Origin of the sequence: Bradyrhizobium sp. SZCCHNR2028 (assembly GCF_032380995.1) — a bacterium.
Taxonomy (GTDB): Bacteria; Pseudomonadota; Alphaproteobacteria; order Rhizobiales; family Xanthobacteraceae; genus Bradyrhizobium.
On sequence record NZ_JAUHJF010000013.1, the window covers coordinates 138486 to 164648 of the forward strand.

The 26163-nt window shown below is 66.8% G+C and carries 16 protein-coding genes; 10 read left to right on the forward strand and 6 right to left on the reverse strand.

Annotated elements, in window-relative coordinates; all coding sequences use genetic code 11:
• The first annotated feature begins 112 nt into the window (after window positions 1-112).
• Window positions 113-346: a hypothetical protein gene (locus tag QX121_RS20835; RefSeq protein WP_315779248.1), complete on the forward strand. Its 234-nt coding sequence runs from the start codon at window positions 113-115 to the stop codon at window positions 344-346.
• A gap of 288 nt (window positions 347-634) precedes the next feature.
• Window positions 635-1570 carry a DUF817 domain-containing protein gene (locus QX121_RS20840; protein WP_315812913.1) on the forward strand — a complete coding sequence of 312 codons (936 nt, stop codon included), beginning with the start codon at window positions 635-637 and terminating at the stop codon, window positions 1568-1570.
• A gap of 146 nt (window positions 1571-1716) precedes the next feature.
• On the opposite strand, the gene QX121_RS20845 is transcribed toward QX121_RS20840, so the two are convergent.
• Window positions 1717-1953: a hypothetical protein gene (locus QX121_RS20845; protein ID WP_008963614.1), complete on the reverse strand. Its 237-nt coding sequence runs from the start codon at window positions 1951-1953 to the stop codon at window positions 1717-1719.
• Window positions 1954-2172: 219 nt separating this feature from the next.
• Between QX121_RS20845 and QX121_RS20850 the strand changes: the two genes are divergently transcribed.
• Window positions 2173-2547 carry a thiol-disulfide oxidoreductase DCC family protein gene (locus QX121_RS20850; RefSeq protein WP_315779389.1) on the forward strand — a complete coding sequence of 125 codons (375 nt, stop codon included), beginning with the start codon at window positions 2173-2175 and terminating at the stop codon, window positions 2545-2547.
• A 97-nt stretch (window positions 2548-2644) separates the two neighbouring features.
• On the opposite strand, the gene QX121_RS20855 is transcribed toward QX121_RS20850, so the two are convergent.
• Complete coding sequence (locus QX121_RS20855) at window positions 2645-2965, reverse strand: hypothetical protein (RefSeq protein WP_315736399.1); 321 nt, start codon at window positions 2963-2965, stop codon at window positions 2645-2647.
• 399 nt (window positions 2966-3364) lie between these two features.
• Complete coding sequence (locus QX121_RS20860) at window positions 3365-3877, reverse strand: hypothetical protein (protein WP_315777704.1); 513 nt, start codon at window positions 3875-3877, stop codon at window positions 3365-3367.
• A gap of 376 nt (window positions 3878-4253) precedes the next feature.
• Between QX121_RS20860 and QX121_RS20865 the strand changes: the two genes are divergently transcribed.
• The 3 genes from QX121_RS20865 (at window position 4254) to QX121_RS20875 (ending at window position 10174) form a co-directional block, all read left to right on the forward strand.
• Entirely contained in the window at window positions 4254-5072 is an 819-nt protein-coding gene (locus tag QX121_RS20865; RefSeq protein WP_315779244.1) for a lytic murein transglycosylase, read from the forward strand.
• A gap of 81 nt (window positions 5073-5153) precedes the next feature.
• Window positions 5154-8807, forward strand: a complete 3654-nt coding sequence (gene putA / locus QX121_RS20870; RefSeq protein ID WP_315812914.1) for a trifunctional transcriptional regulator/proline dehydrogenase/L-glutamate gamma-semialdehyde dehydrogenase — start codon at window positions 5154-5156, stop codon at window positions 8805-8807.
• Between the two features lie 119 nt (window positions 8808-8926).
• Window positions 8927-10174 (forward strand): amidohydrolase family protein, encoded by a 1248-nt coding sequence (locus QX121_RS20875; RefSeq protein WP_315812915.1) that lies wholly within the window; start codon window positions 8927-8929, stop codon window positions 10172-10174.
• A 2053-nt stretch (window positions 10175-12227) separates the two neighbouring features.
• On the opposite strand, the gene QX121_RS20880 is transcribed toward QX121_RS20875, so the two are convergent.
• The 3 genes from QX121_RS20880 to QX121_RS20890 form a co-directional block, all read right to left on the reverse strand.
• On the reverse strand, window positions 12228-12515 hold the full coding sequence (locus QX121_RS20880; protein ID WP_315812916.1) for a hypothetical protein: 288 nt from the start codon (window positions 12513-12515) through the stop codon (window positions 12228-12230).
• A gap of 382 nt (window positions 12516-12897) precedes the next feature.
• Window positions 12898-16050 (reverse strand): efflux RND transporter permease subunit, encoded by a 3153-nt coding sequence (locus QX121_RS20885; protein WP_315812930.1) that lies wholly within the window; start codon window positions 16048-16050, stop codon window positions 12898-12900.
• Window positions 16043-17050: an efflux RND transporter periplasmic adaptor subunit gene (locus QX121_RS20890; protein ID WP_409998130.1), complete on the reverse strand. Its 1008-nt coding sequence runs from the start codon at window positions 17048-17050 to the stop codon at window positions 16043-16045. The genes QX121_RS20885 and QX121_RS20890 overlap by 8 nt, the downstream gene beginning before the upstream one ends.
• Before the next feature lie 760 nt (window positions 17051-17810).
• Between QX121_RS20890 and QX121_RS20895 the strand changes: the two genes are divergently transcribed.
• The 4 genes from QX121_RS20895 to QX121_RS20910 all read left to right on the forward strand — a co-directional run bounded on the left by QX121_RS20895 (window position 17811) and on the right by QX121_RS20910 (window position 25629).
• Complete coding sequence (locus QX121_RS20895) at window positions 17811-23105, forward strand: AAA family ATPase (RefSeq protein WP_315812917.1); 5295 nt, start codon at window positions 17811-17813, stop codon at window positions 23103-23105.
• Between the two features lie 32 nt (window positions 23106-23137).
• Window positions 23138-24607: a formylglycine-generating enzyme family protein gene (locus tag QX121_RS20900; RefSeq protein ID WP_315772358.1), complete on the forward strand. Its 1470-nt coding sequence runs from the start codon at window positions 23138-23140 to the stop codon at window positions 24605-24607.
• Between the two features lie 9 nt (window positions 24608-24616).
• Window positions 24617-25225 carry a DUF4399 domain-containing protein gene (locus QX121_RS20905; protein ID WP_315772359.1) on the forward strand — a complete coding sequence of 203 codons (609 nt, stop codon included), beginning with the start codon at window positions 24617-24619 and terminating at the stop codon, window positions 25223-25225.
• Between the two features lie 173 nt (window positions 25226-25398).
• On the forward strand, window positions 25399-25629 hold the full coding sequence (locus tag QX121_RS20910; protein ID WP_315772360.1) for a hypothetical protein: 231 nt from the start codon (window positions 25399-25401) through the stop codon (window positions 25627-25629).
• Window positions 25630-26163: the final 534 nt, after the last annotated feature.

Sequence of the window (26163 nt, forward strand, 5' to 3'; positions counted from 1 at the left end):
CGTCATTGCCGGGCTTGACCCGGCAATCCATAGAGACATCAACGGCGGGCCGAAAGGCCCGTCTTTTTGTTTGTTCTGCTCATGGTTCCAGCGCACGAAAGAAGAGCTTCCGATGTCCTCGACTCTGTTCGCGACCATGCGCCTGCTCGACAAACTCGGCCTTCACTTCTTCATTGAACGAACGCGCCCCGATACGATCCGCCTGTCGGTGACGTTGGTAGGCGAGCGGCTCGAGATCGATGTGTTCGAAGATGGCCATCTCGAATTCAGCCGCTTCCGCGGCGACGAGAGTGTAGAGGGCGGCTACGAAGAGCCGATGCTCTTTTTGCAGTCTCAAGGGGAGTGAGCATGCGCATCCAATTGTCGCTGGACGCGGTGCCCGCGTAGTTCGTGTTGCATACTTTAGTTGTCGGTCATTGCGAGCGAAGCGAAGCAATCCAGGGCTGCGCGCACGACTCTGGATTGCTTCGCTTCGCTCGCAATGACGAAGGGCGGCGTCGAGGTGTCACGGTTGGGCCGACACGACGTGTTGTCCGCAAATGTCCGGATCCTTGCCGCAATTGGCCGAACTTTGCGCACACGGCGTTGGGCGATCGACTGCTAGGAATTGGCGTCTCACCGGAAGCCGATTCCCATGCATGACGACGAGTTTTCATCGGCCGCAGCGCGCGCCAGCGCCGCCGCCATCTGGGTGCCGCTGCGTCCCTTCATCGCCGCTGAAGCACGTCTCGCCGCGCGCGCAGCTGAAACGCCCTCGACCACCTTCCTCTACGAATTCCTCCGCTTCGGCGTGAAGCAGGGCTGGGCCTGCTTGTTTGGCGGCATCGCGGTGGCGCTGATGCTGTTGACGTGGCAGTTCTATCCGGCGACCGCGCCGCTCGCGCGCTATGATTTCCTCTTTCTCTGCATGCTCGGTGTTCAGGCCGCGCTGCTCGCCACAAGGCTCGAGACCTGGGAGGAGGCGAAGATCATCCTGATCTATCACCTCGTCGGGACAGTGATGGAGCTGTTCAAGACCGCGACCGGCTCCTGGATCTATCCCGAGCCGAGCCTGATCCGGCTCGGCGGTGTGCCGCTGTTCTCCGGCTTCATGTATGCCTGCATCGGCAGCTATCTCTGCCGCGTCTGGCGCCTGTTCGACTTCCGCTTCACCGGCCATCCGTCACGGCGTTGGCTGATCGGCTTGAGCGCGGCGGTCTACCTCAACTTCTTCACCGACCATTACGGGCTCGATCTGCGGCTGGTGCTGTTCGGCTGGGCGGCGCTGCTGTTTGCGCCGGCGACGGTTCACTTCAAGGTCTGGCGCGTGCACCGCGCGATGCCGCTGCTGCTCGGGCTTTTCCTGGTGTCGCTGTTCATCTGGCTATCGGAGAACGTCGGCACCTTCACGCGGGTCTGGCTCTATCCGCAGCAGGCGCATGGCTGGACCATGGTGTCGCCGGCCAAGCTCGGCTCGTGGTTTCTGCTGCTGATCATCAGCTACACGCTGGTCAGTCTGATCAACCGGCCGAGGGAGATGGACGCTGGCGACAGCGCTCTGTTGCGGGAGCGCCAGAAGCAAGCGGCATAGCGCACTGCCGTAGGGTGGGCAAAGGCGCTGGCACGGTGGTTAGGCTGGGGACGATGTGGCGCGCCGTGCCCACCGAGTGTCGCGGCAGGCACCTGATGGTGGGCACGCGCTGCGCGCTTTGCCCACCCTACGGCGGCGCGGCTGATCTACTTCTTCTTCGCCCCGACGCGCTCCAGCGACTTGATCTGAAGCGGCGGGCGGCCGGATTTTTCGGCGATGTCGCGGTCCTGCTCCATGATGAAGCCGCGGGCGGGCTCGTCGCCGTCGAGGCCGCCGAGCAGCTCGGCCGGGACGCGGCGGTTGGAGCGCTGCGAGCCGTCCTCGTAGGTCACGTTGAAGAAGGCGAATTCGCCTTTGGGATTGGAGCCGGGTTTTTTCGCCATGGATGGCGCTTTACGGCGGCGGGGCCGGTCCGGTCAATGCCAGAAAATGCTTATCCGCTGCCCGAATTTGACTTTTTTGTCATATGGTTTTCGCGGAATCGGCGGGGCAGCCAGAGCGATCACGGACCGGCCGGCGGGATCCCGAAACTCCTCGATTTTGCCGGATGAAAGTGCGTTCATCGTGGACGTCTCACCCCGCCGCGAATGCAGCCCATGTCGATGCCCCAACTCACCATCTGGTACAACACGCGCTGCCCGGTCTGCGACGCCGGCATCGACTGGCAGCGCAACAAGCTCCTGGCGCTGGTGAAGTCGGGGCGGGTCGCGTTCAAGGACATCAACGAGGAGCCGCAGGCGCTGGCTGAGTTCGGTGTCGACGTCGACGACGTCCGCCGCCGCCTGCACGCCACCGACGAGGAGGGGCAGCTGATCACCGGCGCCGACGTGGCGCTCTTGCTGTGGGCGCTGACGCCGGGCGAGGGCTGGCTGGCGACGTTGTTCGGCAACCGCCTGGTGCGCCCGCTGACGCGCTTCGGCTATGACCGGTTTGCCGATGTGCTGTTCGCCTGGAACAAGCGCAGGGGGCATTGGTGAGGCGACGATTGAGAGGATCTCGCGCCGAGCTCAGCTTTTCACCTCTCCCCGCAAGCGGGGCGAGGGAGCGCACCGTCTGTGCAGCAACAGTTCGACTCTAACGCCGCCGCACCTTGACCTGGGCATGCACCCGGGTGCCGCCGCTCGGACCGTCCTCATCATCACTGCGGCCGAGCGCCATGATGGCGGTGCCCATCGCGGTCGAGCCGAAGGTGACGAAGAACGAGCCGAGCAAGAGGCCGATGGCGACGCCGGGCGAGTGGTCGGCGAAGATCAGGTGACGCAGGCCCCAGGGATCGAGCAGCAGCAATCCGCCGACCAGCACCACGGCCATGCCGAGGCCGAGCGCGAGGTTGATCGCGAGCAGGCGGAACAGAGGGATCTGGAGCAATCGGCGCTGGCGTTGATTGTGCTGCATCGGCGATCTCCCGATGGGATCGTGAACGACAATGATATCGTAGCATCGACGGCGGCAGGCTCAAGGCCCGAGCCGCCTGGGGCGGACATGGCTGTGTCGCGGCGAGGGCGCGTCGTTTCGGGACAGGCAGGCTGACCTCGTCGGGATACGAGCCGTGATCTCACCTCATGCCGTCAATCCGGGACGCTCGCGCCAGCGAGCGAACCCGGAATCTCGAGCTTGGTATGCAGATGCGTTCCTCAGCTCCGGATTCCGGGTTCGCTCTCTCCGCAGCAAATCAGCTTTGCTGATTTGCTGCGGAGAGAGCGCCCCGGAATGACGGAACAAGGCGCCATGCTCAACACCACAGACTCAAATCGACGGCCGTCTCTGTCGCGTAGCCTCGGCCCACCGCAGCCCTCACGCCGCCTCGCCCTCCGCCACGCCATGCTGCCTGGCGATCACGCTCTGCCAGACGCTGGCGATGGCACGTTGCGTCTCCGGCGCGATCAGGCAGTGGCCCTCATTGTCGAAGCCGCAGAAGCGCACCGAGGGATCGTGCCTCACCTCGATCAGCGCCTTGTTGATCATCTCCAGCGACGCCATCACCTGGCCGATGTTCTGCAGCCGCGTGTGATGCAGGATGTCGATCAGGCGGAACATCATGATCGGCGGCTGGCCCATCGCAATGCCCGGCCGGCCGAACTCGAAGAACACGTTCACCGCCGGCAGCGCGCTCTGGATCTGCGCCAGGACCTTCGCCGCATCCTCGACGCTGCAGGCGACGAGATGCGTGCTCTGGGCGGGGAGGGCAGGCGTCGGCGGCGCCTCCGGGCCGAGCCCGAGGCCCGACAGCACCTGATGCTCGATCCAGCGCCGCACCTCCGGTGGCGCCGAGCGGATCTGGTCGGCAGATAGCGTAATCCCGATCATGGCGTCGTCTCCATTTCGGCCGTGGAGCCTAGGGAGTCATGATGGCGCGGTGTTGACGAGGATCAAGCGGGGGTGATGGAAGCTGCAGGCAGGGGGTGATCATGCATCTTGCCGCGTGCGCAGTGTACACCTCCCCGCTTGCGGGGAGGTCGCATCGCATCGGAAGATGCAATGCGGGTGGGGGATTTCCCTCCGCGTGCACCGCCGTTGCGGCTGCCCCACCCCAACCCTCCCCCGCAGGCGGGAGAGGGAGCGCACCGGCTCCGTGATCGGCGCTTTGCGGCACGCCGCCGCAGTTTTGACGCGAGCATTTCGCCCGTGCCATGATCGCGCTGCACTTGGAATCACGAAGCTCTGAACTGACGAAGGATCCCGCATGCTCTTGCGTCGTCTTGCCGTGCTGCTCGCGGCCTCGTTCTCGGCCCTCTCAGCGGCAAGCACCGCGCAGGCGGCGCGCTGCGGCGGCGACTTCAATACCTTCATCGCGGGCGTCTCGGCGGAGGCGCAGAGCGCCGGCGTCTCGGGCGGCACGATCAGCCAGGCGCTGTCGGGCGTGACGCTCGATCCGGCCGTGCTCGCCTTCGACCGCCGCCAGCGCTACACCTTCAACAAGAGCTTCGAGCAGTACGTCTCGACCCGCGTCGGCGCGGGCCGCATCAATGGGGGCCGCGCCATGCTGCAACGGCACGCGGCGCTGCTGTCGCGCATCGAGCAGCAATATGGCGTGCCGCGCCAGATCCTGGTCGCGATCTGGGGGCTGGAGACTGATTTCGGCAAGGGTGACATGGGCAAGCTGCCGGTGATCCGCACGCTCGCGACCTTGGCGCATGACTGCCGCCGCACCGAATTGTTCCAGGGCGAGTTGCTGGCGGCGCTGAAGATCGTCCAGCGCGGCGATCTCACTCTGCGCGACCTCGTCGGCGCGTTCGCCGGCGAGATCGGGCAGACCCAGTTCCTGCCGTCGTCCTACATCAAATACGGCGTCGATTTCGATGGCGACGGCCGCGTCGATCTGCGCCACTCCACCGCCGACGTGCTGGCCTCGACCGCCAACCTGCTGCACAGCAACGGCTTCAAGATGGGCGCGCCCTATGACGAGGGCTCGGCGAATTTCGAGGCGATGCGCGAGTGGAACAGGGCGGTGATCTACCGCAAGACCATCGGCTACTATGCCGATCAGTTGATCGGGCGGTAGCGCTATCCGTCGCTCGCCCCTTGCTCTCAGGTCCCGTGCATGCGCGGTGAGTGACGAGGATCGCTTCAGAGGAGACGGGTCTTGTCGCAATCGTCGCCCCGACCGTTCGCCGCGTTCGATGCCCAGGTCCAGCGCCAGAGCGGGCTGCGCGCTGCGATCACCTCGGCGTATCGCCGCGCCGAGCCGGAATGCATCGCCCCGCTGCTCGATCTCGCCGCGCTGCCGGAGGCAGCGTCGGCGCGGGCTGCCGGTCTGGCGCGGGATCTCGTGCTGCGTCTGCGCGGCAAGGCGCAATCCGGCGGCGTCGAGGCACTGATCCACGAATATTCGCTGTCGAGCCAGGAGGGCGTGGCGCTGATGTGCCTGGCCGAGGCGCTGCTGCGGATTCCGGACACCGCGACGCGCGATGCGTTGATCCGCGACAAGATCGCGACCGGCGACTGGCGCGCCCATATCGGGCACAGCCCGTCGCTGCTGGTGAACGCCGCGACCTGGGGCCTCATCGTCACCGGCACGCTGACGGCCGCTGCCAGCGAGGACAGCCTGGCCTCGGCGCTGACGCGGCTCATCGCCCGCGGCGGCGAGCCGATCATCCGCAAGGCCGTGACGCTCGCCATGCGCCTGTTGGGCGAACAGTTCGTCGCGGGGCAGACCATCGACGAGGCGCTGTCCAACGGCCGGCCGTGGGAAGCGCAGGGCTTCCGCTACTCCTATGACATGCTCGGGGAGGCGGCGACGACGGCGGACGACGCCGCGCGTTACTTCGCGGCCTACGAGACGGCGATCCATGCGATCGGGCGGCACTCGGCCGGTGCCGGCATCTACGAAGGGCCGGGCATCTCGATCAAGCTCTCGGCGCTGCATCCGCGCTATGTCAGCATCAAGCGCGACCGCGTCATGGGCGAGCTGCTGCCGCGGCTGAAGCAGCTGGTGCTGCTCGCGCGGCGCTACGACATCGGCCTCAACATCGACGCCGAGGAAGCTGACCGTCTCGATTTGTCGCTCGATCTGCTCGAGGCGTTCTGCCGCGATCCGGACCTCGCCGGTTGGAACGGCATCGGCTTCGTCATCCAGGCCTATCAGAAGCGCTGCGCCTTCGTCGTCGATTGGCTCATCGACCTCGCGCGGCGCTCGCAGCGCCGGCTGATGGTGCGCCTCGTCAAGGGCGCCTATTGGGACAGCGAGATCAAGCGCGCCCAGGTCGATGGCCTGGAGGACTTCCCGGTCTTCACCCGCAAGAGCCATACCGACGTGTCGTACCTCGCCTGCGCCCGCAAGCTGTTGCGCGCGCCGGACGCCGTGTTCCCACAGTTCGCGACGCATAATGCGCGAACCCTGGCATCGATCGTCGAGATGGCCGGCCCCACCTACGAGCGCGGCCAGTACGAATTCCAGTGCCTGCACGGCATGGGCGAGCCGCTCTATGAGGAGGTCGTCGGGCCGGCACGGCTCGGCCGCCCGTGCCGCATCTACGCCCCGGTCGGCTCGCATGAGACGCTGCTGGCCTATCTGGTGCGCCGGCTGCTGGAGAACGGCGCCAACACCTCCTTCGTCAACCGCATCGCCGATCCCGCCGTCTCCGTCGACGATCTGATCGCAGATCCGGTCGCTGTCGTTCGCAATTCGGAACGTCCGGGCGCAGCCCACGACAAGATCAGGCGTCCGCCCGACCTGTTCGGCCCGGGCCGCGTGAACTCGGCCGGCTTCGATCTCTCCGATCAGCGCGCGCTGGCGCGTCTCGGCGAAGGCCTGGTCACGAGCGCGAGCCTCGATTGGACGGCTGCGGCGCCCGGAGCGACCACCAGCGAAGGCGCGCGCCGCATTCGCAATCCCGCCGATCGCCGTGACGTCGTCGGCGCGGTCAGGGATGCCGCGCCTGCCGAGATCGAGGCGGCGCTGTCGCGTGCGGCGAAGGCCGCGCCGGCCTGGGCCGCGACCAGCCCGCGCGCGCGCGCCGCATGCCTGCGTGCCGCGGCCGAGGCGATGGAGGCGCGTCGTCTCGTCCTCATCGGCTTGATCGTCCGCGAGGCCGGCAAGACCTTTGCGAACGCCGTCGGCGAGGTGCGCGAAGCCGTCGATTTCCTGCGCTATTATGCAAGCGAGATCGAAGCGCTGCCCGACGGCGACATTCCCAGGCCGCTCGGCCCCGTGGTCTGCATCAGCCCGTGGAATTTTCCGCTCGCGATCTTCACCGGCCAGGTCGCAGCCGCACTCGCGGCCGGCAATCCGGTGCTGGCGAAACCTGCCGAGGAGACGCCGCTGATCGCCGCCCAGGCGGTGCGCATCATCCATGAGGCGGGCGTGCCGGCGGATGTCCTGCAATTGCTGCCGGGCGACGGCCGCGTCGGCGCCGCGCTGGTCGGCGATCACAGCGTGCAGGGCGTGATGTTCACGGGATCGACCGACGTCGCGCGGCTGATCCAGAAACAGCTTGCCGAGCGCCTCACCGTCCATGGACAGCCCGTGCCGCTGATCGCCGAGACCGGCGGCCAAAACGCGCTGATCGTGGATTCCTCGGCGCTCGCAGAGCAGGTTGTCGGCGATGTCATCGCTTCCGCCTTCGACTCCGCTGGCCAGCGCTGTTCGGCGCTGCGCATCCTGTGCCTGCAGGACGACGTCGCCGACCGCATCCTGTCGATGCTGCGTGGCGCCATGGCCGAGCTCGAGCTCGGCGATCCGAGCCTGCTGTCCGTCGACGTCGGGCCGGTGATTTCCGACGAGGCACGCGACACCATTTCCGCTCACGTCGCGTCGATGCGCGCCCGCGGTCATGCGGTGGACGAGCTGCCGCTGCCGCCGCAGGCGGCGCACGGGACCTTCGTTGCGCCGACCATCATCGAGATCGCCAACATCTTCGATGTCGAGCGCGAGGTGTTCGGCCCCGTCCTCCACGTGCTGCGCTACCGTCGCGAGCAGCTCGCTGACCTCATCGACGCGATCAATCTCACCGGCTATGGCCTGACCTTCGGCATCCACTCGCGGATCACGGAGACAATTGCGCGGGCGTCGGGCCGCAGCGCGGCGGGCAACATCTACGTCAACCGCAACGTCATCGGCGCGGTGGTCGGCGTGCAGCCATTCGGCGGCTCCGGCCTGTCGGGGACCGGGCCGAAGGCCGGCGGTCCGCTGTATCTGCGCCGGCTGTTCGCGATGCCGCCGCGCCAGCGGCTCATGGCGTCGCAGTCTGACGCGGTCTTGCGCTCTTACCTCGACGGGTTGCGCGCCAGCGGACATGCCGAGGCGGCGCTGGCGTGCGAGGCGCATGGGCCCCAGGTGCTGGCCGGCCTCGAGATCGAGTTGCCAGGACCCGTCGGCGAACAGAACATCTATCGCATCACCGCGCGCGGCGTCGTCGCTGCACTGGCGAGAAGCGAGCAGGCGTTGCTGGTCCAGATCGGCGTCATTCTGATGACCGGAAACGACGCGTTCGTCGAACGCGCCAGCCCTGCTTGTGCCGTGTTGGGACCGCTCACCAGCCGGCTGCGCGGCCGCCTGCGGATCGTCGACAGCTGGCGGGCTCTCCGCGATCTGCAGGCCGTGCTTTCCGACGGCGAGGCGGATGAATTGATCGCGCTCGGCCGCGACCTCGCCACGCGCCCCGGACCGATCGTCCCGCTCGTCACGCCGCGCGCCAGCGACGGCTGCTACGATCTCGACCGGCTGGTCACCGAGGTCAGTCTCTCCACCAACACCGCGGCCGCCGGCGGCAATGCCAGCCTGATGTCGATCGGCTGAGAAGACAGGTATTCCGTCCCGAGCTGGCTCGAGGCCGCAGGACAGGATAGGGGAGAACACCGTCATCGTCGGCCCGCTCCGCCCGCTGACGCACGCTTCGCTCCGATCGAGGACATCCGATGTCGACCATCCTGTTCAAGAATGCCGCTCTGCTCGACCCGCTGCAGCCGGAGCTGCGCGAAGGCCATCACGTGCTGGTCGAGGACCATCTGATCAAGGAGGTGTCTGACAAGCCGCTGCAGACCAGCGTCGACCAGACCATCGATCTCCAAGGCAAGACGCTGATGCCGGGGCTGATCGACCTGCACGTCCATGCGATCGCGGTCGAGCTCAATCTCGCCCAGCAAGTGCAGATGCCGAACGTGCTGGTCACCCTGCGCTCGGCGCTGCTGCTGAAGGGCATGCTGCGGCGGGGTTTTACCACGGTGCGTGATGCCGGCGGCGCGGGCTATCCGTTGAAGCAGGCGGTCGACACCGGCCTCACCGAAGGCCCGCGGCTGTTCGTCTCCGGCCGGGCGCTCAGCCAGACCGGCGGCCATGGCGACATGCGGGCGCGCACGGATTTCCTGTCCGACAACGCGCCCTGTCCCTGCTGCGTGCGCGTCGGTGCGTTGGCCCGGGTGGCCGATGGCGTCGATGCGGTGCGCAAGGCGGTGCGCGAGGAACTGCAGATGGGCGCCGACCAGATCAAGATCATGGCGTCCGGCGGCGTGGCGTCGCCGACCGATCCTGTCGGTGCGTTCGGCTACTCGGAGGACGAGATCCGCGCCATCGTCGCCGAGGCCCGCGCGCGGCAGACCTACGTCCTTGCGCATGCCTACACGGCGGAAGCCATCGCCCGCGCCGTCCATTGCGGCGTGCGCACCATCGAGCATGGCAATCTGGTCGACCTTCCGACCGCGCGCCTGATGGCCGAGAAGGGCGTCTATGTCATCCCGACGCTCGTCACCTATGAGGCGCTCGCCAACGAAGGCGCGCAGTATGGCTTGCCGCCGGAGAGCGTCGCCAAGATCGCCGATGTCCGCGATGCCGGTCTGCGCTCGCTCGGCATCTACCGCGACGCCGGCGTCAAGATGGGCTTCGGCAGCGATCTCCTGGGGCCGTCCCAGCGCCTGCAGAGCGATGAATTCCGGATCCGCGCCGAGATCCTCGGGCCCCGCGAGGTCATTGCCAGCGCGACCGTGATCGGCGCCGAGGTGCTCGGCATGGAAGGCAAGCTCGGCCGGATCGTGCCCGGCGCCTTCGCCGACCTGCTCGTGGTCGCGGGCAATCCGCTGCGCGACGTCTCGTGTCTGCTCGGCCAGGGCGATCACATTCCGCTGGTGATGAAGGCCGGCAAGGTGCACATCGACCGGCTGAACGCCTGAGGCAGTTCGGCGCCGAAATCCATCGGGCCAGTGGTCGACAGTCCTGGCGTCTGTGCGCGCTGTCATGCGGGACGTCCATCGTCTCTGCGCCGCCTCGACGCTGGGGGCGCCGACATCTGCGGCGGGGTGTTTCTGAGAACGCAATCACTCGGCCTCGCGGCGCTCCGTGCGTCCGAGTTGTGCGGGTCGTTTCGCCCTCATCGACGAAGAGGGCGCAGGGAATGCCGGGAGCTGGCCGCCCCCATGGCCCGCCTGCGAAAAAAATGCAGGCGGCAGGTACCACAGGTTCAGCCGAGACATCCCGGCATTCCCCGCGCGATGGTTGGGCGGCTTATACGTCCTCTCCCCGGGGACCGGCTGTCTTGCCCCCGTCACGGACGGATCATCATCCCCGTCCGCTTGGCCTCAGCACCGGGAGGCCAGGACCCTACGATTTCGCCGGCGCATCGGGCTCGTTCGTCCGCACGATTGCTCGCGCTGCGATCCAATGCACCCACCGCATCCCGCACCCACGTCTCGTGACGATCGCGAAGCGCCCCTCATGGCGGGACGGGATGCGCATAGTCAATCATGTTTTTCTGAAAAACGAAAGTAGAATATTTTCCGTGGGGAGGACTGGACAAGGGTGATGTGCTTGAGGCGGTGAGCAAAATCAGATTTTGGGCGCATCGCATCAGAGGTTGACTTGTCGGTCGTGCGCGCCTGGCTCCGGGCCCGCACGAGTCTCGAGAAGCATATCCGCTCAAGCCCAGCAGGCCGACGTCTTTGGCGGCGTCCGGAAGGTCCGAGAAGGGCGAATTGCGGACGTGACAGGGCCGCCGGACCGTACCCTGAATAGCCCCGGAGGCTGCCGACTTGCGGCGCTGCATCAAGTCGGCAACTATCCGAGGTACACCGGCCGTGACGCTAGCTCGTTCGGGACGGCAGCAAGTGACCCAAAGCGGACCTGCCGACAAGGTCCTGCGGCCTCCGGCCGTCTAGCTCTTTTTAACAAAATGACAATACTGGTTGGCAGCACAGAAGGTAGGCGGAAAGCGTGACTTAGCAGTTGGGTGATCTATGTCTCATCAGACGGAGGAACCATATGATGCGCAGATGTGGACGTATCGACAGCATCTCCGCAGCTTGAACCGCCGGCTGGCCGAGGAGTACGCTCTCCAGAACGGTCATCTTATGGTTTCTGCCATCGAGGCGTTGGCTCAGGCTGCGCCAGTTACTCTTGCGATAGCCCAGTTGCACGATGCAATTCGTCGGTCGTCTGCGAAAAATTTCTGGCCCATCATCCGCAAAACGAAGGGAGTGCTATTCGTTCGATCGTCTGACGCCGGGCAGGATTGCCCATCGCCTTGGCGGCGCACACACTCCGGTAACATGCGCTACGAGCTTCCAGGCCATCTGCTTTTTTCGCCGTGGCCTCCGAACGTTCGTCGTAGGGTCCGAAACCGCACAATCCAGCTTCAACAGGTGATCCACAATCTAACAATGCCTAATACAAGCGACTTCCTTTTCGGAATTTTTGCAGGTTCGATCCGGCGTACGACGTGGCAAGCCGCTAGGCTTGTTGAGGAGATAAAGGCGCTGCAGGGGATTGCGATGCCTGACAGCATTGCGGCTCTGGATCGATGGTCAGACGCGTCGTCGTCCGGCTGGAACATTACTTTGCGTATTTCGCGGGGAGTACTTGTTTATCGCAACGGGGCGGACCGTTGCGAGATCGAAATTCCTGCCGCGCTTTCCAGTCCTCTCCGTGTCCCCTCGGGTCCTGGCATCTCGTTAGAAAAGCATTGTGTCCGAGCCGGTGGGCGATCTTACGATCCTTGAGCAATGGTCCGCCACTGGCCCATGGCTGCCGACTTACGGCGCTGCGGCAAGTCGCCTGTTATCTGGGGTACACCGGCCATAGCGCCACCCCATTTCGGAGGACAGCCCATGGCCCGGCAGAGAAAGGCCGTCAGGGCTTTGCCACGTCGGTTATTCGAGGTTGTGCAGAAGAGATCTACTCGGCATGAGAATTTCAGTCTTTGACCCGAAGCGGACGCCGGACGCTTGTGATTTATGGAGCAACCTTGTTGGTGTCGACTGCCTCCCGAATGGCCTTGCGCACGTCTATGAGTAAAAGGTTCTCGGCTTCGTGCGGCTTCTCGGCTTGACCAACAAATGGCATTTTGGGCAAGACAACGGTAAGGGCACGTACGATGGCCGTTTGCTCTTTCTCGTAAATTTCGAGGTCAGGCTCCGCGATTGCGGCCATTTTCTTCATTATCTCCCAGACACCGGGAGAGTAACTCTCTAAGGCCGTGATAGCTTCGAGGATTTGTTCGTCTGTATAGAACGTACCCACGGAATTCCCTTGCCTAGCTATTGCCGGCCCGCACCCTAGCCGCCTAACCGATAACAGAAGGTATTGCGACCCAGAACGGGATTGCAACCCGGATGTCAGCTTCTGGCCCATGGCTGCCGACCTTCGATGTCCGCGCTGACGGTCGCGACCGGAGGTAACCCGGACAGAGTGATCCAGCCCGGTTCGATCGTGAATACCAGCAGCCCTCCACGTCCGTAATGGGCTGAATGCGGACGCACGTAACTCGGTCGCTAAGATCTGCAGTCAGCCAGTGGACAAGCTCGTCAACACGGGTCGGAAGTTAATCTCCTTGATCCGGCCCGCACGGTGAAGCGTCGAGCAGCCACGTGCGGCGAACGTCGCGGACGTCTAACGCCCAAGATCAGCTCGCCGCGACATCTCCGCGGGCGTGCACGCCGCGCGCAAACCGGCCGAAGCGCAGCGCCAGCGTCGGCAGCACCAGCAGGTTGAGCGCCATCGAGGTCAGGAGTCCGCCGAGGATGACCACGGCCATCGGTCCCTCGATCTCGCGGCCCGGCTCGCCGGCGCCGAGCGCGAGCGGCAGCAGGCCGAGGCCGGTCACCAGCGAGGTCATCAGGATCGGCACCAGGCGGTCGGCGGCCCCAGTGATCGCGGTCTCCAGATTCCAGGCGCGGCCTTCGACGACGACCAGATGCTCGTAATGCGAGATCATCAGGATCGAGTTGCGCAGCGCAATCCCGAACAGCGTCACGAAGCCGACCATCGAGCCCAGCGACAGCACGCCGCCGGTCAATGCGACGGCGATGACGCCGCCGACGAAGGCGAACGGCAGGTTGATCAGCACCAGCACCAGGTTGCGCCAGTGCCCGGTGACGAAGGACAGCAGCAGCACGATGCCGATCGCCGCCAGCAGCGAATTCACCAGCAGGTCGCGCCGCGACTTGGCCTGCGCCTCGGCCGCGCCGGTGAACTCGACATGCGCGCCCGGCGGCAGTTTGACCTCCTTGGCGATCTTCCGTTTGGCCGCGGCCACGAAGGATTCGAGATCGCGCTCGGCGACATTGGCGGTCACGGTCTGAACGCGCTGCCCATTGCGATGAAGCACGACGTAGCGCCCCGCGGTGCCGTAGATGTCCGCGACCTGCTTCAGGAGAATGTAAGCGCCGCTCGGCGTGCGGATCGGCATGCTGCCGATCTCGGTCGGGCGGGCGCTCGCATCGGGGTCGAGCTTGACGATGACGTTGAAGACCACGTTGCCTTCATAGGCCTGTCCGACGACGTCGCCCTGATAGGCGGTGCGGATCAATTCCAGCACCTCCACCGCATCCAGGCCCCAGGATTGCAGGTCGGTCGGGCGCAGGGTCACGTTGACCTGCGGCATGCCTGGCGGCGACTGCTGCTGGATGTCGATCGCGCCCCAGACCTCGCCGAGCTCGCGCGCGATGTCGCGCGCCGCACGCTCGAGATCGTCGAGATCGGGGCCGAACACGTTGATGACCACGGCGGCGTTGAAGCCGGACAGGGTCTCCTCGATGCGCTCGGTCAGGTAGGTCTTGATCGACAGGTTGATACCGGCGAAGTTGGCGAGCGCGGCGCGGATGCGCTGTTGCGCCAGCTCCTGCTGTTCGCCGGACAGGCCCGGCTTCAGGTCGACCTCGATCTCGCTCGAATGCGTGCCCGCGGTATCGACGCCGGCTTCGGCGCGGCCGGCATGCTGCGCCACGCTGCGGACCTCCGGCACGCCCTGCAGGGCCTCGGCGATCAGCGTGCCCAGCCGCAGCGATTCGTCGAGTGAGGTGCCTGGCAGCGTCGAGACGTGGAGGATCAGGTGGCCTTCCTTCAGGTCGGGCAGGAAGGTGCCGCCGAAGAACGGCACCAGGCTTGCGCCGGCGGCGGTCACCAGCACGGCCGTCGCCATGACCGATTTGGGAAAGCGGCCGAGCTGCCGCAACAGCGTCTCGTAGGAGCCGCGCGACCAGCGCACCAGTGGCGGCTCGCGTTCCTCGCGCGGCTTCCGGCCGGCCAGCAGCAGCATCGATAGCGCCGGTGTGACCGTCAGCGCGACGATCAGCGAGGCCACCACGGCGAGGATGTAGGCGATGCCGAGCGGCCCGAACAGCCGGCCGGCGAGGCCCGGCAGCGCAAGGATCGGCACGAACACCAGGAGCACGGCGAAAGTCGCATAGGCGACCGCGCTGCGTACCTCGAGCATGGCATCGTAGACCACGTGGGCTTCGCTGCGCGGCGACGGCAGGCCGCGGTTCTCGCGCAGCCGGCGGACCACGTTCTCGACGCCGATCACGGCATCATCGACGACCTCGCCGATCGCGATGGCGAGGCCGCCGAGGGTCATCGTGTCCAGGCTCTGTCCCATCCACTGCAGCGCCAGCACGGCCGATAACAGCGACAGCGGGATCGCGGTGCAACTGATGACGGAGGTGCGCCAGTCATAGAGGAACAGCAACAGCACGATGATGACCAGGGCGCCGCCGATCAGCAGCGCGTACAGCACGTTCTGCGTCGCTGCGTCGATGAAGGTCGCCGGACGAAACAGATCGGCGTGCAGCCTGACCTTCTCGCTGTCGAGCGCCGGGCGCAGCTCCCGCAGCGCGGCCTCGACGCGCGCCGCGACGTTGCGGGTGTTGGCGCCGAACTGCTGGCTGATCATCATCATGATGCCGGGCTGGCCGTTGATCAGCGCGCCCCCGATCGGCGGCTCCGGCGCGTTCACGACCGTCGCGACGTCGCCGAGCACCACGCTGGCGCCGCCCTGGTGCAGCAGGACCGTCCGGGCCAGCTGCTCGGGTGTGAGCGACTGGCCCTGTGTCTGCAGGATGACCCGTTGATTGGCGGTGTCGACGAAGCCGGCACCGCGCACGCCGGTAGCCTTGCGCGCGGCGGCGACGACGTCGTTCATGCCGACGCCGAAGCGGACAAGGTCGTCGGACCGCACCTGCACCTGCAGCGACCGGATGTCCCGGCCATAGGTCGTGACCTGCGCCACGCCCGCGACGGCCAGCAGCCGCCGGCTCACGGTCCAATCGGCGATCGTGCGCAGATCCATCAGCGAGCGCTGCTCGGAGGTCAGCCCGATCGCCAGCACGGTGCCGGCCGCCGGCACCAGCGGCGTCATCGATGGCGCCCGCACGCCCTGTGGCAGGCTGCCGGCAACGACCGCGAGCCGCTCGGTCACCAGTTGCCGCGCCCGGAACACCTCGGTGCCGGGCTGGAAAATGACCGAGATGACCGACAGGCCCTGGATCGACGACGACCTCATGCTCTCGACGCCCGCGAGACCGTTGATCGCGGTTTCGATCGGCTGCGTGACCAGCACCTCGACCTGTTCCGGACTGAGCCCGGGGGCCTCAGTCTGGATCGAGACCTGCGGCGGCGCGAATTCGGGAAAGACCGCATAATTCGCGCCGCCCAGCGAGAAGATGCCATACGCCAGAACAGTGCAGGCCAGCGCCAGCACGATGCCGCGGAAGCGGATGGCAAACGAGATCAGCGCCGCCTGGGGACCGGCTGCGGCGCCGCGAACGCCGTCAATCATCATCGCCGCCGCCGCGAAGCTCGCTCTTGGCCTCCTCCGACAACAGCACCTGCGCGCCGCGCAGGACGATCTCGGAGCCCGACGGAATGTCCTGCACGACATAGTCGTCGTCGGACACCGGCTGGTCGGTGCGGATCGGATGGCGCTTGAAGAGCTCGGGACCGGCGCGCAGATAAACCCACGAGCGGCCCTGCCATTGCACGATCGCCGTGTCCTCGACGAAGACGCCGTCGAACGACTTGCCCGAGGGCACGTAGGCGGTGGTGTTCATCCCCGGCAGCAGCCCGCTGTCGCCGGCGGCGACGAAGTAATAGCTCACGCCCTGGATGCGCGGATCCGTTCGCGGCGCAGCCGACAAATAGCGCAGATCGATGTTGGCGCTGCGGGTGGGCGCCTGCGCCAGCGCGCCGCGCGGCGGCCCGGCCAAGGTCACGCCGGGCGGCAGCGTGACCTGCACCAGCAGCTGCTCGCGTTCGATCAGTTGCACGACCTGCGGCGAACGCTCGATGATGCCCTTTCCGATGACGGCGCCCCACTCCTGCCGCGCCGTCGCCGTCAAGGTTTTCACTTGGGATTCCGCCGCGGCCAGGGAGGCTTGATCAGTCCGGAACGTGCCCTCCGCCGCTTCGGCGTCCTTCCGCGGCATCGCCGCCGACTGCACGAGGTCGCGGGCGCGCTCGAATGCGAGCCTCGCGACGTCGAGTTTCGCTTGCGCCGTCTGCAGCTGCGCCTGGGCATTGGCGTAGTTGTTGGTCAGGTCGGTCAGCCTGGCGACGTCCAGCACCGTGCCGTAGGCGCGAAACTGCTCGGGATGGGATTCCGCCGCCAGGACGGCGGTCTGGAGTCCGATCTGCTTCTGCTGCGTTGCGGAAAGCTTGACCGTTGCCGGCTCCCGGCCTGCTGCGCCGCCAGATTGCGCCTGCGCGCTCGACGACAGGGAAACCAGCGTGAACAGCATGGCACCGCATGCGGCCGCAGCTCTCGTCCGTTGCCTCACCATGCAGTCCCGGCCCATCGATCGGGGAAACGTCTGGACGACGTCGATGTCATTGCGACAACAGCTACTTCAGCTTCGAGGGTGTTTCAAGCAGCGCCGGCCGGGAGCCGCCGCATAGGACCCGGCGACATCCCCGGACTTCGTCGGGCCATCGCGCGCGTCCTGTCCGCGCCGCTTCCGTCGATGCGATCACGGTACCTGCGGAGGGAGCGACGCAGTGCAATGCACGCCGGCACCGATGCTTGTGGCGCCTGTCTCGCAAGCGAGCCGCATGCGCGGCAGGTAAGTGGCCGAACCTGGACTGTAGCCGCGCTGCGGCGGGGAGATCGGGCGTTCGGCATGCGTCCCGATATTTCTTCTTGAGCGTTAGAAGTATTCTTAGACACATTCCAGCGTATTCGTCCGCAACCCAAGCTTGTTGCCGGCCACACGCGCCGCGCTACACGAAAAGCCAAGACCAACAAACTTCTTACGCACGATTTTCCTCATCGAATGACCCGGGATTTTTTCCCGATTCTCCTACGGGAGCGAGAATCGTCACATTCATCTACCTGTCGGGTCATTGATGTGACCTCACTTCGCCATACGCCTCCGCAACGAGTCGGGAGTTCCGTCGACGTTGCAGCGAGGCAAGCTTGTCCACTCTGAACCCACTCTCCGATCGCCCGGCGCACCGTGATCACGCGCAGGGCCATCCTTGTCGGTCAGCCTCTCGCCGCGCTCGTGCCGACGTCGCGGCCGACTTCAGAGAAGGATCTGCGCGATGAGCCAGCTGGTGAATGTGCGGCCCAACGAGGCCGGCGCGGGCGATCGCAAGGCGCAGAACAGTGCAGCCGATCACGGCATGCGGCTGCTTGGTGCTATCGGCGCCGCGGCCCTGGAGCCGCAGTCGCCGACCGACGCCTGGGCGTTCTCGACGAGCGAAGCGCTCGGCACGGGATCGGCCGTCGAGCCGTTGCAGGACGTGCTCGGCAGTCTGACCGAGATCATTCGTGCCGAGGGCTCCCCGGCGGAGCGGCAGCCGGATCATCCATTCGCCGACGATCACGGCTTCACGCTCGACCAGGAGGAGCTGGCGGGTTTGCCGGGCGTGGTGCTCAATACCTTCGATGTCGACGGCCCGGTGTGGCTCGCCGTCGAGGCGCTCGCCGCGACGGAGTCGCCCGCCATCGACGACGATCTCAAAACCTGGGTCGAGCCGTCGTCCGACCCCGACCGTCGTCCATCGCAGCACGAGAGCATCCTGGTCACGGTCGACGAGATCGAGAAGAACCGCCTCACCTTTGCCCGCCACGCACGGCCCGAGGATTTTTCGCCGGCCCCGGCGCTGGGCGCCTGGACTGGACGGCTGCGCCTGGAGCAGCGCCCTGACCTCGTGCAGCGGATCGAGCGCTATATCAGCGGGCCATGGACCGTCTGGGCCGACACCGAGCGCATGCGCCGCCGTACCATGGCGATCCACCAGCAGCTGCGCGACATGGCCGCCGCGATCCGCGCCGATCAGGCGATGGAGGTCCTGTGGGGCATCGCGCTGTCATCGTGGCGGCAGGGCGGGCGCGAATTCGAGTTGCCGCTGTTCGAGCGCGCGGTCGAGATCGAGATCATCGCGCGTCCGGATGCCGAGGTCAGGGTCCGGCCGCGCTTCGTCGGCGCAACCGTCAATTTGAGGGCGCTCGATGCCGTGGCACCGGACGCGGCGCTTGCCGTGCGCGACAGGTCGGACCGCCTGGTCGAGGTGCTGGAGCAGCGCGCAGAGCTGTCGCCATTCACGCCGATCGGCCTCGATCAGATCCTGAGCGCCGCAGGCGTGCAATCCGGTCACAAGCCGTCGCGCAATCCTGTGCCTTCGGACGGCGCGCCGGCGATGGAGGCCGCGGAGGCCACGCTCACGTCGGGACGCTGGGCCATCTCCGCGCGGCGTCGGCCGGAGAGCCTCGCCCTGCGCGACATCGACTGCCTCAAGAACGCGATCGTGCATGCGCCGCAAAGCGAGTGCTGTCTGTCGGAAGCCGTGAGCGCGCTGCTGTCGCAGCCGGATGGACGAGGGCACGCCAATTTGCGCCGGCATCTGTCCAGTGTCGTCGGTGGCCCGATCGACCTTGCGCCTGCGCCCAAGCCTGCCGCCATCGAGCAGGGAGATCTGTTCTTCCCGTTGCCGGCGGTCGTGGAGGATGTCGAAATCGTGCGCGAGCTGTCCCGGTCGGATGGCCTGATGGTCCAGTCCGTCGCACGGGACGATCGGATCACGGCGCTCGCCAACGTCGTCTGCCATCACCTCGCGCTCGGCTCGCGCGTCCTCGTCGTGTCCAGGGACGAGGCTGCACTTTCCCTGCTGCATCAGAAGCTGCCGCCGGCCATTCGCGAGCTGACCGTCAGCTCGACGGGCTCCGACAAGGACGTGCTCAGGAAGGCCGAAGCCCTGGCCGGCCGGCTGCAATCGATCCTGGACGCGACCAATCTGCGCGACCATGTCGGTCAGATCGGCCGGCTCGAGCGCGACATCATCTCGAAGCGCACGCAGATCGCATCGCTGGACGACGAGATCGCCGAGATCGTCGGGCGCAATCTGCGGCTCGGCGGCGGCTTGCCGGAGCTGCCGTTCGATCTGTTCGATGCGCTGATCGGCGAGCAGGCCATTCATGCCTGGTTCACCGACCGGCCGAAGCGCCTGCTCGCGGCTACGGACCCGCTCGTCACGGCGGTCGACAAGGCGCGCGAAGCGCGGCTGCGGCTTGCCACTGATCTCAAGCATATCGATGACGAGTTGCCGGAGCTCGCGGCGCTTCCCGATACCGCCGCGATCCTGCGTCTGCACGCGGAGCTGCAGCACCAGGCAGGGCTGACGTCGGACGCAGGCCGCGACGAGGATCTCGCGCTCGACGCCATCGCGACCTTCGGGCTTGACGCAACCACCCGCCTGGCGGCCGACCTCGATGCGCTGGTAGCCGGCCATCGCGCCATCGCCGAGGAGACCTGGCTCGCGCGGCTGTCGCCGCTCGGTGCCGCAAAGGCTGACGCTCCCGCAGGTCTCGACAAGGTCGTGGGTTGGGCGCGTGATGCCTCGTTCCAACTGTCGCGGAGCGCCGAATTCGCAAGGCGCCAGGTGCAGGCGCCGGTCGAGGCGTTCACCAGGAAGGACGCGATCCGAGTGGTCGAGCGGCTTGCGGCCGGCGAGAAGCCGTTCGCGCGCTTCTCGCCCTCGCGCCGCGCGCTGAAGGCCGCCGTCGAAGCGATCACGGTGGACGGTGCCGCGCCGTCGAAGCCGGCGGACTGGCAATATGTCGGGCGCTTCCTGCTGTGGCGCCACGACCTGCATGCGTTGCGCGCGCGCTGGACGTCGATCGCGGCGCAGATCGATGCACCCGCGCTTCAATTGGAATCGGCGCGGACGTTCGATGACCTCGAGCACATCGTCAAGAGCGTCGAGGCCGCCATCGTGACGGCCGCGCTCGCCGTCCGCAACGTGGCCGATGCCTGCTGCAAGCTGTCGATGCCGGACGGCGAGGTCAGGGCGATGCTGGCGGATGCGCAGCGGCTGGCCGCGTTCGGCGCGGCGATCCGGACCGTCATGACGCGCGTATCGGGACCGCTGGTCGAGCTTGCGCGGCTGGGCGAATTGTTCGCCCGGGCGGGAGAGCTTGCCGTCTCCGTTCAGGATGACGTGCTGTCGCGGGTCGGTGACGCCGAGACGGAGCCCGAGGAGCTCGAGACGCGGTGGACAGGCATTCTCGCGACCATGGAGAAGATCCGCGAGGCCAGCGCGGACTACGAACTCGTCAGGACCGCCTGCCGGATGGCGACTGCAGCGGGCGCGCCGAGTCTGGCGCAGCGGCTGCGGTCCGCGCCGGCCGCGGGCGAGGCGAAGGATGCGGCGACGCTCGCGGAATGGGTGGCGGCCTGGAATTGGGCCGTGCTGATGCGGATCGAAAGTGCGGAGGAGCGGCAGCTGCTGCATGACCTCGCGGCTCAGCGCGCGCGGCTGGAGACGCGGTCGCTGGCCCTGTTCGAAGCGGTGATCGGCGCCCGCATGTCGCTGGGCATCGCGCAGAATGCGGGCGGCGCCGTCAGGCAAGCGGTGAAGCGGTTCAGGGACTCGATGCAGAAGATGGCGTCGGCCTGCTCCGGCCCGACCGCGCGCCGACTTCGGTTTGCCGCGCGCAGGTCTCTGGACGGCTGGCTCGAGGAGATTCCCTGTCACGTGATGCCGGCCTGGCGTGTCGCCGAGTTGCTGCCGGCCCGGATCGGCACCTTCGATCTTCTGGTCATCGACCACGCCTCCCGCTCCGATCTGCGCGAACTGACGGCGATGCTGCGGGCCCGCAAGGTTCTGATCAGCGACGAGCTTCACGACGACGGGGCCGTGGTCGAAGCCGGCCGCAACGATACTGTTGTCAAACGCACCGAGACGAACACGCAGCGCCGCGTTCCGCCGGCGCTGCGGCGGCTGCTGATGCCGGGTGCCTCGCTGCGCGATCTCGCCGAGATCCTCTTTCCCGATCGCAGGATCGAGCTGCGTGCGCGCCCTGCCGGCGTCGGGGCAGCCTCGGTCCCAGCTCCGCTGCTGCCCGCTGATACGTCCAGGCCGGCCGATGCACCGGCCGCCGAGCTGCCGCGGCCGGCCCGCGCGCCGGCGCCGAAGCAGCGGCCGCAGCCACGGCAGGTCATCACGACGCACTCGCTCGAAGAGGAGATCGCCACCGTCGCGAAATATCTGTCGATGGCCCGCCGCTCGGGGACGGACATCGTCACGGCTGCCGCGGCCAAGCCCAGCGCGCCCGCGATACCGCAGCGGGCCGAGAGCCGCGCGGCTGCGCCCAAGCCCTCGCCGGAGGTTCGCGTTCTGCGCCGGCGTCCGCCGCGCGAGCCGGCCGCGGACATGGTGACGCCGGTTGTGACTCCGGCTCCGCCCGAGCTTCCGGCCGTCGCGCAGCCGGCCACGGCCGAGCAGACCCAACCGCGCGCGGCCGCCGTCACTGAAGCGCCGGTCATTGTCGCCGATCGGTTTGCGGTGCCGCAGCGCCCTGCCGAAAAGAAGGTGGTCACGGCGGAGATCGAGGCGGAGTCCACGAGCGCCGCGCCGGCAGAGCCCGTGAAGCCTGGCGTCGTTGCGATACCCGCTGCGGCAGCGGCTTCTGCCACCACTGAGCCCGCCGCCGCTGCTGCGGCTCCAGCCTCTGCTGCGACTTCTGCAGCGCCGGCGACAGAGATCAAGATTCATCCCTCCCTCGTCGAGATGGCGTTCAAGTCGACGGAGAACGCCGCGGCACCACGCCGCCGTCGGCCGAGCCGGCGGGTGATGGCATTTGCCGCGGCCGGACTGCTTGCAGTCGTCGGTGCGGCGGTGTCCTGGGAGCGCGCGTCGGAATGGGTCCAGCTGTCCCTGAGCGGTGCCACGGCAGCGTCGGCTCTGCCGAGCGAACCGGGCGCCCATAAGGTCAATGCAGAGCGGATCACGCCGGAGGCCAAGCCGGTGGTTGTCGCCGCGGCCGAGGAGCATGCCACGGTCGGCATGAGCGTGCCGGTTAGCATACCGGCGCAGGCGTTCCTCTATCATGAGGATCCGCAGGATCCGAAGGGCAAGCGTTATCCGGGCAAGGTCACCTGGTCGATCGAGCAGAGCAAGGGGCCGCGACTCGATGCGGCGCCGGCGATCAAGGGTGAGATCGAGATCGAGAACGGCACCAAGGCCACGATCTCGCTGCGGCGGAACGCCGACATGGAGATGCCGGCGAGCCACGTCATGGAGCTCAAGTTCGACTGGCCGGATCAGTCGGTGAGCGGCCTCAACAGCCTGAGGGGCATCGGCCTGAAGGGCGAGGAGGCCGAGCGCGGGACGGCGCTGGTGATCCAGACCGCCAGGGTGACACCGAAATACTTCATGGTCGCGCTGTCTGCCAACGAGGTCGATACCAAGCGCAATTTGATGCTTCTCAAGGGCAAGCAGTGGTTCGACATTCCGATCGTCTACGAGGGCGGCAACCGGGCGCTGCTGTCGATCGAGAAGGGATCCGACGGCGACCGCGTGTTCAAGGACGTGTTCGCCAGCTGGGGTCAGTGACGGGGTTGGCGGGCATCACGAGCGAGGACAGCATGAGCGAGAGTTCAGCGTTGCAATGGCTGCGGGCTCCCAAGCTTGCCGAGGATGCGCTGCCGGAGGATTCCCGCGCGGTGGCCTGCCGGCGCTGCGGCCGTACGGTGCAGGTCTCGCTCAGCCCGATGCGTCCGCCGAGCTTCCTGCGCGTCGAGGATCAGGTCGAGTGTCCCGAGGTGCAGGAGCGCTGGACCGGCAAGAGCGAAGGCGGGCTGCTGCTGATGATGTGCGGCGCGCTCGAGCAGTCGCTCGACGCCGAATGGGAGATCGCAGAGCCGGAGAGTGCGGCTCGACGAGAACCTGCAGCTATCTCTCCGGTGCGTCCGCGCCCGTCGCTCGCGCCGGCGGCGTCCCTTCCGGACAGATGGGACGACGGCGGCGACGATGATCAGGAGGAGACGGGTGAGGGCGGCCGGCTGAAGGCCCTGTTCGCACCGGCTGCAGGAGCTCGCAAGAAGCTGATCCGTGGAGCGCTCGGCGTCGTGGTCCTCGGCATCGTCTTCCTCGGCGGCGTGCTGCTGCCGCTACGCGAGATCGGGCTGCTGATTCAGGCGCCGCCTGGGTCGGCCGGATCGTCGAGCTCGCAGCGGGAGGCGCAGTCTGCCGCGCCGCTGCCTTCGCCGCGCCGGATCCTGTTGGAAGCCGCCAGCGCGCCCCAGGACGCCTCGCGATCGCCGTCCAGCGCCTTCATCGCGCCGCGCCAGGCGGCTCCGCCCCTCGAGGCGACGCTGGCGCGATCATCCGACACCGCAGCCATCTCGCGGCCCGCGCCGGAAGCCGAGTCGAAGTTGCGCGTGCCTGAGCTGGTCGCGATCGCCGGCGGCAGTTTTGCGATGGGTGGCGACGACGAGTCCGAGCAGCCGGCGCATCAGGTCAGCGTGCGGCCGTTCTCGCTCGGCAAGTATCCCGTCACGATCGGCGAGTGGAGGCAGTGTGTCGCGGCGGCAAGCTGCGCCGACATCGCGACCGGTGCGGATGATCGTCCGGTCACCAACCTGAGCTACGACGACACCCAGGCCTATCTCGGCTGGCTGTCGAAGGCGACCGGCAAGTCGTTCCGGCTGCCGACCGAGGCCGAGTGGGAATACGCCGCGCGCGGCGGCCAGCGCACCCGCTATTGGTGGGGCGATCGCATGCGCCCGGGCATGGCCAGTTGCAGGGGGTGCAACGGCGCCGGCGAGGCCGAGACGGATCAGCCGCCGAAAATCGGCAGCGTCCAGGCCAATCCTTACGGCCTGTTCGACATGGGCGGCGGCGTCGGCCAGTGGGTCGCCGACAATTGGCACAAGAACTACAAGGGCGCGCCGGCGGACGGATCGGCCTGGCTCGAGGAGAGCAGCTATGCCCGCGTCATCCGCTCGGGATCGTGGAAGAACGGCGCCGCCGATGCGCGGGCCGGCAGCCGCGACCGCTATGACGGCCGCATCCGGCATCCGACCCTGGGTTTCCGCGTCGCGCTCTCACCATAGGGGATTTGCATGCTGCCGAGGTCTGCGCGACTCTGCCTCATCCTGACCGCATCGCTCGTGCTCGCGCCGTCATTGGCGCCGGCCAAGGGAACGAAGGCTGCGAAGGATGCCCGCGTCTATTTCATCTCCCCTGCGGACGGGGAGACGGTGACCGGGCCAGTCATCGCTCGCTTCGGACTTCGCAACATGGGCGTTACCCATGCGGGTGACGATTTCGCCGGCAGTGGCCATCATCATCTTCTGGTCGACGTCGACGAGACGATGCAGGCCGGCGAGGAGATTCCGCGTGACAAGAAACACGTTCATTACGCAGCGGGGGAGACGGAGGCGCGGATCGAATTGTCGCCCGGCAAGCACACGCTGCAGCTCGTGCTGGGCGACACCAGGCATCTCAACTTCGATCCGCCGGTGATCTCCGAGAAGATCATGATCACGGTGAGCAAGCCGAACGGAGGCGAGCAGGAGGCGCGTGCGACGCGCAGCGCCAGCGCCCGAAATAGACCGCAGATCCGATCCGTACCAGCCGAGCCGCCGGCCCAGCCCGAGCCGCCGCCGGAGACGACGAAGTCGCCCGAGAGCTCCGACTTCATCAGCCGCGTCTTCTCCGGGACGAAGTGACGATCTCTCCATTCCCGGTGGCCGAGCGCGTTGATGTGCGTCGGCTTACGCGCGACCGTGGGACGCAAGCTCGGTCGCTCCTTGTGGAACCATCGCCGAGGGCGGCGCTTGTCGCTCCATAGCGGCAAGGGCGATCCATCATCATCCTGCCTGCCGCAGCGATGGAATGAAGCATGTCGAAATTCGCGCCAAGGCTCGCGAGGCGTGCCGACGTCGCGGTCCGCAGCGGCGGCGAGAGCAAGGGCAGCTCACCCGGCCGTGGCCGCTCGTCCGGGCGCGATTCCATGGCAGATCCCGACGCGAGCTGGGACGTCGTTGCCGAGGCATCCGACAAGTCGTTTCCCTGCAGCGATCCGCCATCCTGGCCGGTGGTCCGTGTCGGCAAGGGCATCGCCCGCGCCTGAGATCAGGATCGCTTCTTCGGTATACCGCTGTTCGCACGCATGTGCGCTTGACGGTTGGTAGATGCGTGCGCACAGCCGCATTGTCATCGTCCGGTACCGATATCGCTCCGGTCGAGTGAACGATCGCAGCGCTCAGAATATTTTTTTCTGAGGCTTAAGGTCGCAGCCGTGTAGCTGTCTGTTCCTTTCTCGCCTCACCCTGGTCACAGCCGCAATCGGGCAGGAGTGTGGTCCCGCACGCATCGCCAGTGACGCCTTATGCGCGAGGAAGGCGCGTGCGCCTCGCGCCAGTGCTGCTACATCCTTGCGAATCAATATCAGTTGCAACGTACGGGGAACTACGCACGTTGCCGATTCCGGAAAAAGATCAGCAGCCTGCCGACACGGTTCGATCCTGACTGGAACGTATATGAGTTCGCATCTCAGCGACATTGCGGCCGGATGCGGATTGTTTCGAGCCGCGCATGCGTGTTCGAGGCCGTCCGCCGCGGAATGCGATGTCCAAGTTTCGTTGAAATCTCCCTCCCCTTTGTA